Origin of the sequence: Streptomyces afghaniensis, from assembly GCF_044327915.1 — a bacterium.
Taxonomy (GTDB): domain Bacteria; phylum Actinomycetota; class Actinomycetes; order Streptomycetales; family Streptomycetaceae; genus Streptomyces; species Streptomyces afghaniensis.
In genome coordinates, this window is sequence record NZ_JBIRGJ010000003.1 from 144150 (window position 1) to 157530 (window position 13381).

Annotated in this window: 14 protein-coding genes, 1 tRNA gene and 1 pseudogene; 9 read left to right on the forward strand and 7 right to left on the reverse strand. The window is 68.5% G+C overall.

The window, feature by feature from the left end:
- Positions 1-102 precede the first annotated feature (102 nt).
- Together ACH4G3_RS11220 and ACH4G3_RS11225 are read right to left on the reverse strand one after the other, a co-directional pair.
- A complete protein-coding gene (locus ACH4G3_RS11220; RefSeq protein WP_010031952.1) occupies positions 103-564 on the reverse strand; it encodes a RidA family protein in 462 nt (153 codons plus the stop codon).
- The gene (locus ACH4G3_RS11225; protein ID WP_003991873.1) at positions 564-722 is read right to left on the reverse strand and encodes a Sp36 family protein; all 159 of its coding nucleotides are present in this window, start codon (positions 720-722) and stop codon (positions 564-566) included. The genes ACH4G3_RS11220 and ACH4G3_RS11225 overlap by 1 nt, the downstream gene beginning before the upstream one ends.
- Before the next feature lie 130 nt (positions 723-852).
- Here ACH4G3_RS11225 and ACH4G3_RS11230 point away from each other — a divergent pair, with 130 nt between their 5' ends.
- The gene (locus ACH4G3_RS11230; protein ID WP_397624208.1) at positions 853-1830 is read left to right on the forward strand and encodes an ATPase BagA; all 978 of its coding nucleotides are present in this window, start codon (positions 853-855) and stop codon (positions 1828-1830) included.
- Between the two features lie 70 nt (positions 1831-1900).
- Positions 1901-3316 (forward strand): ATPase BagB, encoded by a 1416-nt coding sequence (locus ACH4G3_RS11235; RefSeq protein WP_397624209.1) that lies wholly within the window; start codon positions 1901-1903, stop codon positions 3314-3316.
- Between the two features lie 81 nt (positions 3317-3397).
- Here the strand turns inward: ACH4G3_RS11235 and wblA are convergent, their stop codons facing one another.
- A complete protein-coding gene (wblA, locus tag ACH4G3_RS11240) occupies positions 3398-3736 on the reverse strand; it encodes a transcriptional regulator WblA (protein ID WP_010031964.1) in 339 nt (112 codons plus the stop codon).
- Between the two features lie 408 nt (positions 3737-4144).
- Between wblA and ACH4G3_RS11245 the strand changes: the two genes are divergently transcribed.
- Positions 4145-6442 (forward strand): transglycosylase domain-containing protein, encoded by a 2298-nt coding sequence (locus ACH4G3_RS11245; RefSeq protein ID WP_397624210.1) that lies wholly within the window; start codon positions 4145-4147, stop codon positions 6440-6442.
- Between the two features lie 99 nt (positions 6443-6541).
- On the opposite strand, the gene ACH4G3_RS11250 is transcribed toward ACH4G3_RS11245, so the two are convergent.
- Positions 6542-6982, reverse strand: coding sequence for a hypothetical protein (locus tag ACH4G3_RS11250; RefSeq protein WP_397624211.1), 441 nt, complete (start codon positions 6980-6982; stop codon positions 6542-6544).
- Between the two features lie 210 nt (positions 6983-7192).
- The gene (locus tag ACH4G3_RS11255) at positions 7193-7657 is read right to left on the reverse strand and encodes a GatB/YqeY domain-containing protein (protein WP_397624212.1); all 465 of its coding nucleotides are present in this window, start codon (positions 7655-7657) and stop codon (positions 7193-7195) included.
- A 193-nt stretch (positions 7658-7850) separates the two neighbouring features.
- On the opposite strand from ACH4G3_RS11255, the gene ACH4G3_RS11260 reads away from it, so the two are divergent.
- The 3 genes from ACH4G3_RS11260 (at position 7851) to ACH4G3_RS11270 (ending at position 9749) form a co-directional block, all read left to right on the forward strand.
- Entirely contained in the window at positions 7851-8777 is a 927-nt protein-coding gene (locus tag ACH4G3_RS11260) for a metallophosphoesterase (RefSeq protein WP_397624213.1), read from the forward strand.
- Positions 8778-8857: 80 nt separating this feature from the next.
- Positions 8858-9628: a Pr6Pr family membrane protein gene (locus ACH4G3_RS11265; protein WP_397624214.1), complete on the forward strand. Its 771-nt coding sequence runs from the start codon at positions 8858-8860 to the stop codon at positions 9626-9628.
- 47 nt (positions 9629-9675) lie between these two features.
- A tRNA-Pro gene (locus ACH4G3_RS11270) sits at positions 9676-9749 on the forward strand.
- A 77-nt stretch (positions 9750-9826) separates the two neighbouring features.
- Here the strand turns inward: ACH4G3_RS11270 and ACH4G3_RS11275 are convergent.
- A pseudogene (locus tag ACH4G3_RS11275) lies at positions 9827-10276 on the reverse strand (tyrosine-type recombinase/integrase); the annotation flags it as partial.
- 373 nt (positions 10277-10649) lie between these two features.
- Between ACH4G3_RS11275 and ACH4G3_RS11280 the strand changes: the two are divergent.
- The 3 genes from ACH4G3_RS11280 (at position 10650) to ACH4G3_RS11290 (ending at position 12282) form a co-directional block, all read left to right on the forward strand.
- Positions 10650-11135, forward strand: a complete 486-nt coding sequence (locus ACH4G3_RS11280; protein WP_397624216.1) for an NUDIX domain-containing protein — start codon at positions 10650-10652, stop codon at positions 11133-11135.
- Complete coding sequence (locus tag ACH4G3_RS11285; RefSeq protein WP_397624217.1) at positions 11132-11359, forward strand: e9imm peptide; 228 nt, start codon at positions 11132-11134, stop codon at positions 11357-11359. The genes ACH4G3_RS11280 and ACH4G3_RS11285 overlap by 4 nt, the downstream gene beginning before the upstream one ends.
- A gap of 359 nt (positions 11360-11718) precedes the next feature.
- Entirely contained in the window at positions 11719-12282 is a 564-nt protein-coding gene (locus ACH4G3_RS11290) for a hypothetical protein (protein WP_397624218.1), read from the forward strand.
- A gap of 590 nt (positions 12283-12872) precedes the next feature.
- On the opposite strand, the gene ACH4G3_RS11295 is transcribed toward ACH4G3_RS11290, so the two are convergent.
- Entirely contained in the window at positions 12873-13319 is a 447-nt protein-coding gene (locus ACH4G3_RS11295) for a Pycsar system effector family protein (RefSeq protein ID WP_397624219.1), read from the reverse strand.
- Between the last annotated feature and the right edge of the window lie 62 nt (positions 13320-13381).

The following is a 13381-nucleotide window of genomic DNA, read 5'->3' on the forward strand; positions in this document are numbered from 1 at the left end:
CGAGGCTATCCCGTGACGGGCGGATGTTCGAGTGGCCCCAGGGGCGATGCCGCAGCGCGCCCCCCGGGGACGACACCGCAGCTCGAGGCCACCGAAGGGGTGCTACGCGAGCTCCACCTGGATCTCGACCTCCACCGGCGCGTCCAGCGGCAGCACCGCCACGCCCACCGCGCTGCGCGCGTGCACGCCCTTGTCGCCGAGGACCTCGCCGAGCAGCTCGCTGGCGCCGTTCAGCACCGCAGGCTGGCCCGTGAAATCCGAGGCCGAGGCCACGAAGCCCACGACCTTCACCACGCGCGCGATGCGGTCCAGGTCACCGGCGACGGACTTGACGGCGGCCAGGGCGTTCAGCGCACACGTGCGTGCCAGCTCCTTGGCCTCCTCCGGGGTGACCTCCGCACCGACCTTGCCGGTGACCGGAAGCTTGCCCTCCACCATCGGGAGCTGCCCGGCGGTGTAGACGTACGGCCCGGACTGCACGGCCGGCTGGTACGCGGCGAGCGGCGGGACGACGTCGGGCAGGGTCAGGCCGAGCTCGGCCAGCTTCGCCTCGACGGCACCCATCACTGCTTCTCCCGCTTCAGGTAGGCCACGAGCTGCTCGGGGTTGTTCGGCCCGGGCACGACCTGGACGAGCTCCCAGCCGTCCTCGCCCCAGGTGTCCAGAATCTGCTTCGTGGCGTGGACGAGCAGCGGCACGGTTGCGTATTCCCACTTGGTCATGCGGCCGACTCTAGCCGCTGCCGGAGAGGGGTCACGCGGCCGACCACGCCCCCGGACGTCCGCCCTCCTCGGCGACGGTTGTCCACAGCCTCCCGCGTAGCCCGGGCACGGACTGGTTAGGCTCGAATACGTGAGCAGGCTCCAGGTCGTCAGCGGCAAGGGCGGTACCGGCAAGACCACGGTGGCCGCGGCCCTAGCGCTGGCCCTGGCCACGGAGGGGAAGCGGACGCTTCTCGTCGAGGTCGAGGGCCGCCAGGGAATCGCGCAGCTCTTCGAAACGGAGGCGCTGCCTTATGAGGAACGGAAGATCGCAGTCGCGCCCGGGGGCGGGGAGGTGTACGCGCTTGCCATCGACCCCGAACTGGCCCTTCTGGACTACCTCCAGATGTTCTACAAGCTGGGGGGCGCCGGCCGGGCCCTGAAGAAGCTCGGCGCGATCGACTTCGCCACCACCATCGCGCCCGGCCTGAGGGACGTACTCCTCACCGGCAAGGCGTGCGAGGCGGTGCGGCGCAAGGACAAGAGCGGGCGGTTCGCCTACGACTACGTCGTCATGGACGCCCCGCCCACCGGCCGCATCACGCGCTTCCTCAACGTCAACGACGAGGTCGCAGGCCTCGCCAAGATCGGCCCGATACACAATCAGGCCCAGGCCGTGATGCGGGTGCTGAAGTCGCCGGAGACGGCCGTGCACCTGGTGACGCTGCTGGAGGAGATGCCCGTCCAGGAAACGGTGGACGGCATCGCCGAGCTGCGGTCGGCGCGGCTGCCGGTGGGGCGGATCATCGTGAACATGGTGCGGCCTGAGGTGTTGGACGCGGCCGATCTGGAACTCGTCCGGACGGTCCCGCGTTCCACGGTTGCGCGGTCGCTGTCGTCCGCCGGGCTCGGCGGGGCGCGGCGCGGCGGACGCGCGGAGCAGCTGGTGGATCCGCTGCTCACGCAGGCCGAGGAGTACGCCGAGCGGTACGCGCTGGAACACGATCAGCGCGCGGTGCTCACCGAGCTGGGCCTGCCGCTGCACGAACTGCCGCTGTTCGCCGAGGGCATGGACCTGGCGGGGCTGTACGAGCTGGCCCGCGAGCTGCGCGAGCAGGGCGTGTCGTGAGCCGGGCAGCCCGCGGCCCCGGGAACAGCACACAGGCAAGGCCCGTCATGAGTCGGAAGCAGGGGATGTCATGAGTCGTCCGGACCCGGCCCACACCCACGACCCGGCCCGCCATCTGGCCCCCGCGCGCGTCCTCGACGTCGATCCGCTGCTGGCGGACCCGAAGACCCGGATCGTGGTCTGCTGCGGCTCGGGCGGGGTCGGCAAGACCACGACCGCGGCGGCCCTGGGACTGCGCGCGGCCGAGCGGGGCCGCAAGGTCGTCGTCCTCACCATCGACCCGGCCCGCCGGCTCGCCCAGTCCATGGGCATCGACTCCCTCGACAACACCCCGCGCCGGGTGAAGGGCATCGACGACTCCGCGGGCGGCGAGCTGCACGCGATGATGCTCGACATGAAGCGCACCTTCGACGAGATCGTCGAGGCGCACGCGGACCCCGAGCGGGCGGCCGCCATCCTGGGCAACCCCTTCTACCAGTCGCTCTCGGCGGGCTTCGCGGGCACGCAGGAGTACATGGCGATGGAGAAGCTCGGGCAGCTGCGCGCCCGGGACGAGTGGGACCTGATCGTCGTCGACACCCCGCCCTCCCGCTCGGCGCTGGACTTCCTGGACGCGCCCAAGCGGCTGGGCTCGTTCCTGGACGGGCGGCTGATCCGGCTGCTGACGGCACCGGCGAAGCTGGGCGGCCGCGCCGGGATGAAGTTCCTGAACGTCGGGATGTCGATGATGACCGGCACCCTCGGCAAGCTGCTCGGCGGCCAGCTCCTCAAGGACGTCCAGACGTTCGTGTCCGCGATGGACACGACCTTCGGCGGGTTCCGCACGCGTGCGGACGCCACGTACAAGCTGCTCCAGGCGCCCGGCACGGCGTTCCTGGTGGTCGCGGCCCCGGAGCGGGACGCGCTGCGCGAGGCCGCGTACTTCGTGGAGCGGCTGGCCGCGGAGGACATGCCGCTCGCCGGGCTGGTGCTCAACCGGGTCCACGGCAGCGGCGCCGGCCGGCTGTCGGCCGAGCGGGCGCTCGCCGCCGCGGAAAATCTTGAAGAGCCCCGCATTGTGGATCAGGAGGGCGGGAAAGCAGTACTTCGTAACTCCCTCGAAACGTACGACAGTTCAGACTCTCCCGCATCCGAAACACCAGCTCCGGCTGCTGCTGAGGCTTCTGACGGTGGCTCCCCCGCCGAGGACGCCGAGAACACAGAGAACACCGAGCGGTCCGTCGACCAGCTCACGGCAGGCCTGCTGAGGCTGCACGCCGAACGTATGCAGCTGCTCTCCCGTGAGCAGCGCACGCGTGACCGCTTCACCGCGCTCCACCCCGAGGTGGCCGTGACGGAAGTGGGCGCGCTGCCCGGCGATGTGCACGACCTCGCGGGACTGCGCGACATCGGCGACCGGCTCGCGGCGAACGAGCGCGAGCTTCCCGACCCCGCCGGCGACTCCGAGCTGCCGGACGCGGGCACCCGACCAGAGGCGAGTGCCTGAGCAAGTGCCTGCGGGCAACCAAGTGATGGCGAAGGGCCCGTACAGGGCCCTCGGACCTTCGAAGCTCCCGGAGGGAACCCCTCAGCTCACCGCCGCGTAGTTCTCGTAGACCTCGTCGTCGTCGAGGGGCACGATGCCCGTGCCGCGCTCGTACTCCGTACGCGCCGTCTCCAGCAGCCGGCGCCAGGAGGTCACGGTGGGCCGCCTGCGCAGCAGTGCGCGGCGCTCCCGCTCCGTCATGCCTCCCCACACGCCGAACTCGACGCGGTTGTCCAGCGCGTCGGCCAGGCACTCCGTGCGCACCGGGCATCCGGTGCACACCGCCTTGGCCCTGTTCTGCGCCGCTCCTTGAACGAACAGTTCATCCGGATCGGTAGTGCGGCAGGCCGCCTGCGCACTCCAGTCGACTACCCAGCCCATACCGGCGCCGTCCTCTCCCGAATCGAGGCTCCCCCACGGCGGCAGCGGCATATTCACCGCCGCCAGTTGAGGACGTTACGGAAGGTGGGCACAGCGCAACACCCCCAGCGGGCCCAATCTTGAATGGTCCGAACGGACTATGGGTAAGCGGCAGATCACCCGGGGGAGTGAGCTGGCGACATACGTAACCTTCCCGGCAAACCAGGACAGTTCGCTTGCGTCACAACGGACGCCGTATGACACACAAGGCGGATTCGGACACGACCCCAACAAAAAAGTTGGGGAACACCCGGAACGATTCGGGGTCGCCGGACGTATTGATACGTGGCCTCACTGCTGTGACAGTTGAGAGCAGCTTAGGCCAAGGCCTATACGCCTGTCCGGCGAATGAGAACGTAGGCTGCCCTCATGCCAAAGAAGCGCTCGGGCGGTGGTCTGTCACCCACGCAGCAGGCCGCCAAGTTCCTCGGTGTCAGTGTTCTCGCGGGAGCCGTGCTGGCCGGTATCGCGCTGCCCGCGGTGGGCGCGCTGGGGCTGGCGGCGAAGGGATCGGTCGAGAGCTTCGACGAGCTCCCCGCCAACATGAAGACCCCGCCCCTGAGCCAGCGCACCACGATCCTCGACGCCGACGGCGGCCAGATCGCCACGGTCTACTCGCGCGACCGCACGGTGGTCCCCCTCAAGGACGTCTCGCCGTACATGCAGAAGGCGATCGTCGCCATCGAGGACTCGCGCTTCTACCAGCACGGCGCGGTCGACCTGAAGGGCGTCCTGCGCGCCCTCAACAAGAACGCGCGCAGCGGTGAGGTCGCCCAGGGCGCCTCGACCCTGACGCAGCAGTACGTGAAGAACGTCTTCGTCGAGGAGGCCGGCGACGACCCGACGAAGGTCGCGCAGGCCACCCAGCAGACCATCGGCCGCAAGATCCGCGAACTGAAGTACGCGATCCAGGTCGAGGAGGAGCTCGGGAAGAAGAAGATCCTCGAGAACTACCTGAACATCACGTTCTTCGGCCAGCAGGCCTACGGCATCGAGGCCGCGGCCCAGCGCTACTTCTCCAAGTCCGCCAAGGACCTGAACGTCCAGGAGGCGGCCCTCCTCGCCGGCATCGTCCAGTCGCCCAGCCGGTACGACCCGGTCAACGACGAGGCGGAGGCCACCAAGCGCCGCAACACCGTGCTCCGGCGTATGGCCGACGTCGGCGACATCTCCCGGGCGCAGGCCGCCGAGGCGATGAAGGCGCCGCTGGGCCTGAAGGTCAGCAAGCCCAAGAACGGCTGCATCACGGCGGTCAAGGGCGCGGGCTTCTTCTGCGACTACGTGCGCGAGGTCTTCCTGAACGACCCGGTCTTCGGCAAGACCAAGGAGGCGCGGGCGAAGGTCTGGAACCAGGGCGGCCTGACGATCCGCACCACCCTCGACCCGCAGGCCCAGGAGTCGGCGCAGCGGTCGATCAAGGACCACGTCTACACGAGCGACGACGTGGCGACCGCTGCCACCCTCGTCGAACCCGGCACCGGGAAGATCGTCGCGATGGGCCAGTCGCGTCCGTACGGCGTCGACACCAAGAAGGGCCAGACGACCCTCAACCTGTCCGTCAACGACGACATGGGTGGCGGTGTCGGCTACCAGCCCGGTTCGACGTTCAAGCCGATCGTGGCCGCAGCGGCTCTCGAGGACGGCATGCCGGCGAACAAGGTGTACCCCTCGCCGTACGAGATGCCGTACCCGAGCCCGGTCGCCGCCTGCAACGGCAGGACCTGGAAGAACGATCCGGCCTCGCCCGCCGAGGTCGCCAACGAGAACAGGTCCGAGGTCGGTCCGTACGACATGAAGGAGGCGACCGCCAAGTCGGTCAACACCTACTACGTACAGATGATCAGCGACATCGGCATCTGCCCGGTGACGAAGATGGCGAAGAAGATGGGCGTCGAGCGGGCCGACGGCGACAAGATGCCCCAGGTGCCCTCCATCGCCCTCGGCACCCAGGAGATGTCCCCGCTGACCATGGCGAACGCGTACGCCACGTTCGCCTCGCGCGGCATGTACTGCACGCCGGTCGCCATCGAGTCGATCAGCCAGCGCGTCGGCGACAGCACGAAGTCGCTCGCGGTCCCGAAGTCGACCTGCTCGCGCGCGATGTCGGAGAAGACCGCCGACACCATCAACACGCTGCTGCGGGGCGTCGTCGAGGACGGTACGGGCAAGAAGGCCGGCCTCGGCAGCCGCCCCAGCGCCGGCAAGACCGGTACGACGGACGAGCGCTACGCGGCCTGGTTCGTGGGCTACACGCCGAACCTGGCCGGTGCCGTGTGGGTCGGCGACCCCGCACACAAGCGGAAGATGGTCGGCATCACCATCGGCGGCGTCCCGCACGACAAGGTCTTCGGCGGCGAGGTCCCCGGACCGATCTGGGGCGACATGATGACCGGCGCGCTGGAGGGCAAGCCCGTCGAGAACTTCAACACCGTCCACATCCCCGACGGCATCGACCGGGACCGCGGCGACGGAAACGGCGACGACGAGGGCCGCGACGGCGGGGATGACGGCGGCAACGACAACGGCGGCTTCATCGGCGGCCTGGTCGGCGGCAACAACGGCGGCGGCGGGGACGACCAGCCCTTCCCGACGCCTTCGTTCTCCATCCCGGAGGGGTTCTTCCGGGGGCAGGGCAACGGGGGCAACGGGAACGGGGGGCGTGGCTGACGCGGCATCCTTAACGCGGACGGCCCCTTCCCTGCGTACGAAGAGTCTCGTACGCAGGGAAGGGGCCGCGTGTTTCTGTCAGCGCATGGGCGTCCAGCCTCAGCCGCAGTGCTGCCAGCCGATCGAGTCGTACGCGACGGTCCGGCCGTTGTACACGATCGACCCTTCCCACCTCACGCACTTCCCGGCGGCCGCGACCGTCACCGGGCCCGCGTACTGCGAGAAGTTCCCGGAGTCGGTGTCGCTCCGCTCCGGAGACGTACTGGCCATGAGCTTGATGCTCATCGACGTGGTCACGCCGTAGAGCGGCCCTCCGGACTTGGTGAAGATCGCGCAGTTGTTCGCACCGTCCCAGTAGAGCCGGACCTGGCCGACGTACTGCCCGGTGTAAGGGCTGTAGTCCCCCGTGACGTTGTAGGTGTCGATGAGGCTTCCCGAGCAGCTGCCCGCCGCCTCGGCCGTCCCCGCGAAGCCCAGCGTCGCGGCGACCACGGCCGCCGCGGTCACGGACGCCTTGAGAACACGTCTCGACCCAGTCATCCCACCCTCGATTCGAACGAACGTTCAGAGTCGGCTGACGGTAGCACCCGCCCCGGGCGCGGTGTCTCAGAAATCACACAATCGCGCCCGCGTGAGCGGGTGGCTGGGCGTGAGCAGGTGGCTAGGCGTGACCGGACGGTTGGGCGTGACCGGACGGTTGGGCGTGACCGGGTGGTTGGGCGTGACCGGGTGGCTGGGCGTGACGGACGGTCAGCCCGCGAGGACCTTCTTCACGGCCGCGGCGACGCGGCCGCCCTCGGCCTGGCCCGCGACCTTCGGGTTCACGATCTTCATGACCGCACCCATGGCCCGCGGCCCCTCCGCCCCGGCCGCCTTCGCCTCCTCGACGGCCTGGACGACGATCCGGTTCAGCTCGTCGTCGCTGAGTTGCTTCGGCAGGTAAGCGGCGAGCACCTCGCCCTCCGCCTTCTCCCGCTCCGCGCTCTCGGCGCGACCACCCTGCGCGAAGGCCTCGGCCGCCTCACGGCGCTTCTTCGCCTCCCGGGTGATCACCTTCTGCACCTCGTCGTCCGAGAGCTCGCGCTTCTCCTTGCCCGCGACCTCCTCCTTGGTGATCGCGGCGAGGGTCAGCCGGAGCGTCGAGGAGCGGAGCTCGTCGCGCTCCTTGATCGCGGCGTTGAGGTCGTCCTGCAGCTTCGACTTGAGCGTGGTCATGGGGTTGATTGTCGCAGGTGCGGGCGGACAGGCGCCCCTTGATTTGCGGGGCGCCGGTTCAAGGGGTGGTCGAAGGGCCGGTGACGTCAGGGGATTTCAGGCCGGCGCCGTCGGCGATTCCGGGCCGGTGACGTCACGGAATCTCGGACACCGCTGGGCGGAGGCAACCGGCGCGGTCTGACACGATGGTCGTATGCACGCGCGATACGGAGTCCCCCTGGGAATCGCGGCGGCTGGTGCCGCCGGTCTGTTGTACGCGGCGGGCTTCGAGGCCCGCTCCTTCCGCCTCCGCCGGGTCACGGTCCCGGTCCTGCCCTCAGGGATGCGCCCCCTGCGCGTGTTGCAGGTCTCCGACATCCACATGGTCAGCGGTCAGCGCAAGAAGCAGCGCTGGCTGCGCTCCCTGGCGGGCCTGCGCCCCGACTTCGTGATCAACACGGGTGACAACCTCTCCGACGCGGAGGCCATCCCGGAGGTCCTGGACGCGCTCGGCCCCCTGATGGAGTTCCCGGGCGCGTACGTCTTCGGATCCAACGACTACTACGGCCCGAGGTTCCGCAACCCCGCCCGCTACCTGCGCGAAAAGGCGCAGGGCCGCCACGGCCTGAACGGCAACCCGCCGGCCGTCGGCGTGGCGCACATCCCGTGGGAGGACATGCGGGACGCCTTCGACGCGGCGGGCTGGCTGAACCTCACGAACACGCGCGGCACGCTCAAGATCGAGGGCGTCTCGCTGGAGCTGACGGGCCTGGACGACCCGCACATCAAGCGGGACCGCTACGAGCAGGTGGCCGGCGGCCCGTCGGACTCGGCCGACTTCTCCATGGGCGTGGTCCACGCGCCGTACCTGCGCACGCTGGACGCCTTCGCGGCCGACGACTACCCCTTGATCCTGGCCGGCCACACCCACGGCGGCCAGCTGTGCATCCCCTTCTACGGCGCCCTGGTCACCAACTGCGACCTGGACACGGACCGCGTGAAGGGCCTGTCCACGCACACGGCGGAGGGCCGTACGTCGTACCTGCACGTCTCGGCGGGCTGCGGCACGAACCGCTACACACCGGTACGGTTCGCGTGCCCGCCGGAGGCGACGTTGCTGACGTTGGTGGGGCGGGAGTAGCAGGGAGGCTCTGCGGGTCCGTTAACCCACACAGCCCGCCCCACATCGCCCCCTATGTCCGTTTCTGCCAGCGTGGGGGCATGACCGCCCCGATACCCCGGGACATACCGGACCTCCCTGCGATTCCGGGCAAGCCCGCACTGAAGCCCTCCCCCGTCCCCGCCACGGCCGTCGTCACCCCGGTCCGCCGCCCGGCGGCCGCGGCCTTCCGCCTGCTGGTCGCCCTCACGGCGACCGCGGGCGTGACGCTCGAAATACTCCTGGGCGACCCGTCCCGGACCCTCGGCTACTTCGCGATCCAGAGCAATATCCTCCTCACGCTGGTCATGGCCCTCTCGGCCCGCCGCGCGTGGACGGCCAGCCGCCCGCTGCCAGGCTCCGTACTGGGCGCGACCCTGCTCTACGTCGTCATCGCGGCCCTGGTGCACCACCTGCTCCTGGTGAACGAGGCGAGCCCCTTCTCCCTCACGGGCGAGGCGGCCGCCCCGACGGGCTGGCAGGCCCTCGCCCACCACACGCTCCACACGGTGACCCCGGTCGCGGCCGTACTCGACTGGCTCCTGCTCACGGGCGCCGGCCGCCTGCACCTGCGCCAGGCCAGCACGTGGCTGCTCTACCCCCTGGCCTACCTGGCCTTCTCCCTCATCCGAGGCGAGCTGCTCCTCCCGGGCACCTCCGACCGCTACCTCTACCCCTTCCTGGACGTCGACCAGGACGGCTACAAGAAGGTCCTCGGCAACGCCCTCCTCCTGGGCCTCTCCTTCTACGCCCTGGCGATCCTCCTCGTGGCCCTCGACCACGCCCGCCCGAACCCGCTCCGCTACCCCTGGAAAACCGGATTTCGTCTCTAGCCACCAGTGGGCTAAAGTAAACGTCGTCGCCGCGACAGCAGCGACATCGGGGTGTAGCGCAGCTTGGCAGCGCGCTTCGTTCGGGACGAAGAGGTCGTGGGTTCAAATCCCGCCACCCCGACAGAGAAACAGCAGATCAGCCACCTAGGAACGTTCCTAGGTGGCTGATCTGTTTGGTCTGCGTGTCTATCTGCGTGACTAAGGCTTCAGATCCCGCTTGAAGATGCCGTCCATGACCACGGCTCCAGTCTGGATCACGGGGCGGATCTGCTTCCGGTACACCTCCTCGGTCACGGCTGTGCCAGAGCGGCCGACGAGACGGGAGATCTCCTCCAGCGGGACGCCACGGTCGGACAGCAGCGACACGAAGCTGTGCCGGAGCTCCCGGGGCGTCCACTCGTCGGCGTTGATCCCTTCGGCGTCCTTGAGCGCCTGGCGGAAGGCGCGCCGGACGTTGGTCGCGTCGAGCGGCTTTCCGGCAGCCGGGCAGAAGACCAGCCCGTGTTCCTCCCAGCTGTCGCCAGCGGCGAGCCGCTCCCAACCCTGGTCCTCGAACTGCTGCCAAAGAGCCTCGACGCAACGCGCCGGCAGAGCGAGCGTTCGCCGGGACTTCCTGGTCTTGGTGTCGCCGCCACGCCCGGCGCTTCGCTCGGCCCTGATGAACTACCGCCAGCTGAGACAAATGTGGCCATCCACCGAGTAGCCACCGCCGCAGAGCTGGGAGACATGCAGGTCGCGGTGGATCTCGGCCCGCAGATTGACACCAGCGCACTGCCCACCGAGTGCCGCACACGTCACAACCTCGAAGTAGCCCGAGCCCTCAGCGCCCACAACCGTATGGACGACGCATTGGCGAAGATCCTCAAAGCGGAGAGCTGGGCCCCTGAGCAGGTACGGAACCACTACCTCGCGCGTGAACTCGTTCTCACCTGGGTCCGGACCCAGAAGGGCCGGCCGAGCCGCGACCTGGCGGACCTGGCCACCCGGCTGCATGTCATCTGAGCTGGATACTCTCGGCTGCATGGCACTGAACGCACAGGAAGCGAAGATGGCGCATCCGCGCATGGCAGCGGGTGCGCTCTTCTTTGATGCCGCAGGGCGGGTCCTCATGGTGGAACCCACGTACAAGGACTACTGGGAGATCCCCGGCGGGTACGTCGAGACCGGCGAGTCCCCACTGCACGCGGCCGTCCGCGAGGTCCAGGAGGAGCTGGGCATCACCCCATCCATTGGGCGCCTGCTCGCGGTCGACTGGGCCCCGAACGAGGTCGAGGGCGACAAGGTGCTGTACCTGTTCGACGGCGGCCAGCTCGGCCAGGACGAGCTGGCCCGGATCAGCTTGCAGCCCGAGGAGCTGAAGAGCTTCGCCTTCTTCACTCCCGAGCAGATCTCGGAGCACACCATCCCGCGGTTGGCCCGACGCGTCATCGCAGCAACAGAGGCCCGAGACGCAGCTGCGCCGGTCTATCTGGAGCACGGGCAGACACCCGGCACCGAGGCGGCGTGAGCACGCCCCGCAGCATGAGTCGAGCGGAAGGCATCCACCTCATCCAGCGGCTTATGAACGCCGAATACGCCGATGAGGCCGAAGCCGACGAGATCATCGCGGCACTCGTGCATGGACTTGGCTGCCCGCACATCAGCGACTACGTCTTTTGGGACCATGATCCTCAACTGACGGCAGAGAAGGTCGTTGACCGAGCCCTGTCCTACGAGCCGTTCGCCCTGTAACCGCACAGTCGACCGCATCGCGGTAAGAATTTCTCTACGTCATCAAGGCCCGCGCACGGCGCGGGCGGCGCCGCCTCTGCGGCGCGCTGCGAGCTGCGGGCATGGCGTGGGAGACACCCTCTGTGGCTGCGGCGGTCGGCTCCACGGCTTTAGACAGCCACTTTGGGGCGAGCCTCTAAGATCATGGCCCCAACGTCGTGCTTTAGCGGGCAGGTCCACAGACTGCCCGACTCGCCGGAAGCTTACGGGGCCATGATCACTCGCCCCAAAGCAGCTCCAGTAAAGCCGCTCCGCCGACCTTCGGTTCAACGTTGCGGAACCGAGGGTGGCAACAAGCAAGATCCGGCAGACTTCGAACAATGGATGCAGGACTCGCAGCTGTACTTGGCGCCACTGTGGGCGCTGCCGGTACTGGAGGAGCTGGCGTAATTGCCGCATTCCTCGCACGGTCGCAAGCTCGCTCGCAGATGCGCGCCGAGCATGTGAGGCTCACTAGGGAGCCGCGGAAGGCCGCATACGTTGCCTTCATCGAGGCGTGCCAGAAGGAGCACGATCGATTGACCGAAGCCGGTTCGTACCTAACTTTGTATCGCACTTCACCGATCGTTGAGGCGCGCGCCGAGCGCCGCCGAAAGGCAACCGACTTGTACGACGCCTCGACCGAGGCCCGGCCTGCGCTCAAGCACCTCGAAGCCCAGGTCTACATAGAGGGCCCGCGGTCAGTGATTTCAGCAGCAGTGGACCTCAGTGGCAGCTTGACGGATTTTCGGCATGAGGTGCTCGACTTGATGGACCCCGATTCGAACGGGACCGTGGAGGCCATGGAGGCGGCTCGAACGGGGTCGTACGAGAAGTACCTGGACTTCCTCTATCAGGCTTCCGAAGCCGTGGGTGCCGATGGCCTCCAAAAGGTACCCGAGTAGGTCCCGACTGAGGGTCTAACTGCGTGACAACGCCGACAGACAGCAGCGGACAACTGGGCACACCTGCGGACCATCGCAGCAGGTGAGAGACACACCGCCCCAAGGTCAGACGTTCACCCAAGTTGCTTCGGGACGAAGAGGTCGTGGGTTCAAATCCCGCCACCCCGACAGAGAAGTACCAGGTCAGGGGCCTGATCCAGTGAGTGGATCAGGCCCCTGACGGGTTTCTGGAGATCGTGGGTGAGGTGCCGCCCGACGGCGGCTGGAGAAGCGGTATCGGTATATGGAGCCGCTCGTCGCGTCGTCGCTCAGCGTTATTAAGTGGGATCAGGAGAGGCGAGGAACGCCCTCGGCGTCTTGCGGCTCGCCGAGAACACCCGCTTTCGACTGGAGCCCGCCAGCTTCGGCACCCGCCAACAGGCCATCTGGGCATGCGTCGTACGCGAGACATTCCTCGGCCGCCAGTTGCGGCACGTGTGGAGCCGTTCCAAAGTCACGTCCTTCCCGCGGACCCGAACCCGTCGATGAAGACGACCTACGAAACCCGTACGTGCCTGTGTGACAGCTGCGCACATCCGCCTGCCCTGCCGCTAGGACAGGACCCCGGCCAGCGTCCCCGCCACCGTGAGCGTGAGGAAGGCCGCGCCCCAGGCCATCGCCCGGTGTGTGCAGCGGTACTTGAGCCGGGCGGTGCGGGACAGGAGCTCCAGCTGCCTCTCGTCCGGGGAAGAGGAGGCCCGGGCAGTGCGTCGGGGGGATACGGCAAGGCCCAGGAGGACCAGGGACGGGGCGCAGGCGGCGCAGCCGGACCAGATCAGGAGTTGTGGGATCACGGCGTACTGGCCCGGCACGATGAGGCCGCCGGCGATCGCGCCGAGCAGGGCGGTCAGGGACGCGCCCAGTGTCGCCAGCGTCAGTTGGGCCTTGCTGTCGGCCTTCGCGAGTTGCTCGCGGGCCTCGGTCAGGAGGTCCCGGGTGGGTTCCGCCGCTCGGTCGGGGCGCGTCCCGGTCCCGGTTGCGCGAGTCGATGTGGTCATGCCTCCCCCTCGCTGATCAGCGAGATTCCCGAGTACCCGGAAGTGGCTCTTCTAGTACGCGG

Coding starts and splice junctions, on each gene's coding strand:
- ACH4G3_RS11220 (WP_010031952.1), bottom strand. CDS start 564: ATGGGTGCCGTCGAGGCGAAGCTGGCCGAGCTCGGCCTGACCCTGCCC.
- ACH4G3_RS11225 (WP_003991873.1), bottom strand. CDS start 722: ATGACCAAGTGGGAATACGCAACCGTGCCGCTGCTCGTCCACGCCACG.
- ACH4G3_RS11235 (WP_397624209.1), top strand. CDS start 1,901: ATGAGTCGTCCGGACCCGGCCCACACCCACGACCCGGCCCGCCATCTG.
- wblA (WP_010031964.1), bottom strand. CDS start 3,736: ATGGGCTGGGTAGTCGACTGGAGTGCGCAGGCGGCCTGCCGCACTACC.
- ACH4G3_RS11245 (WP_397624210.1), top strand. CDS start 4,145: ATGCCAAAGAAGCGCTCGGGCGGTGGTCTGTCACCCACGCAGCAGGCC.
- ACH4G3_RS11250 (WP_397624211.1), bottom strand. CDS start 6,982: ATGACTGGGTCGAGACGTGTTCTCAAGGCGTCCGTGACCGCGGCGGCC.
- ACH4G3_RS11255 (WP_397624212.1), bottom strand. CDS start 7,657: ATGACCACGCTCAAGTCGAAGCTGCAGGACGACCTCAACGCCGCGATC.
- ACH4G3_RS11260 (WP_397624213.1), top strand. CDS start 7,851: ATGCACGCGCGATACGGAGTCCCCCTGGGAATCGCGGCGGCTGGTGCC.
- ACH4G3_RS11265 (WP_397624214.1), top strand. CDS start 8,858: ATGACCGCCCCGATACCCCGGGACATACCGGACCTCCCTGCGATTCCG.
- ACH4G3_RS11280 (WP_397624216.1), top strand. CDS start 10,650: ATGGCACTGAACGCACAGGAAGCGAAGATGGCGCATCCGCGCATGGCA.
- ACH4G3_RS11290 (WP_397624218.1), top strand. CDS start 11,719: ATGGATGCAGGACTCGCAGCTGTACTTGGCGCCACTGTGGGCGCTGCC.
- ACH4G3_RS11295 (WP_397624219.1), bottom strand. CDS start 13,319: ATGACCACATCGACTCGCGCAACCGGGACCGGGACGCGCCCCGACCGA.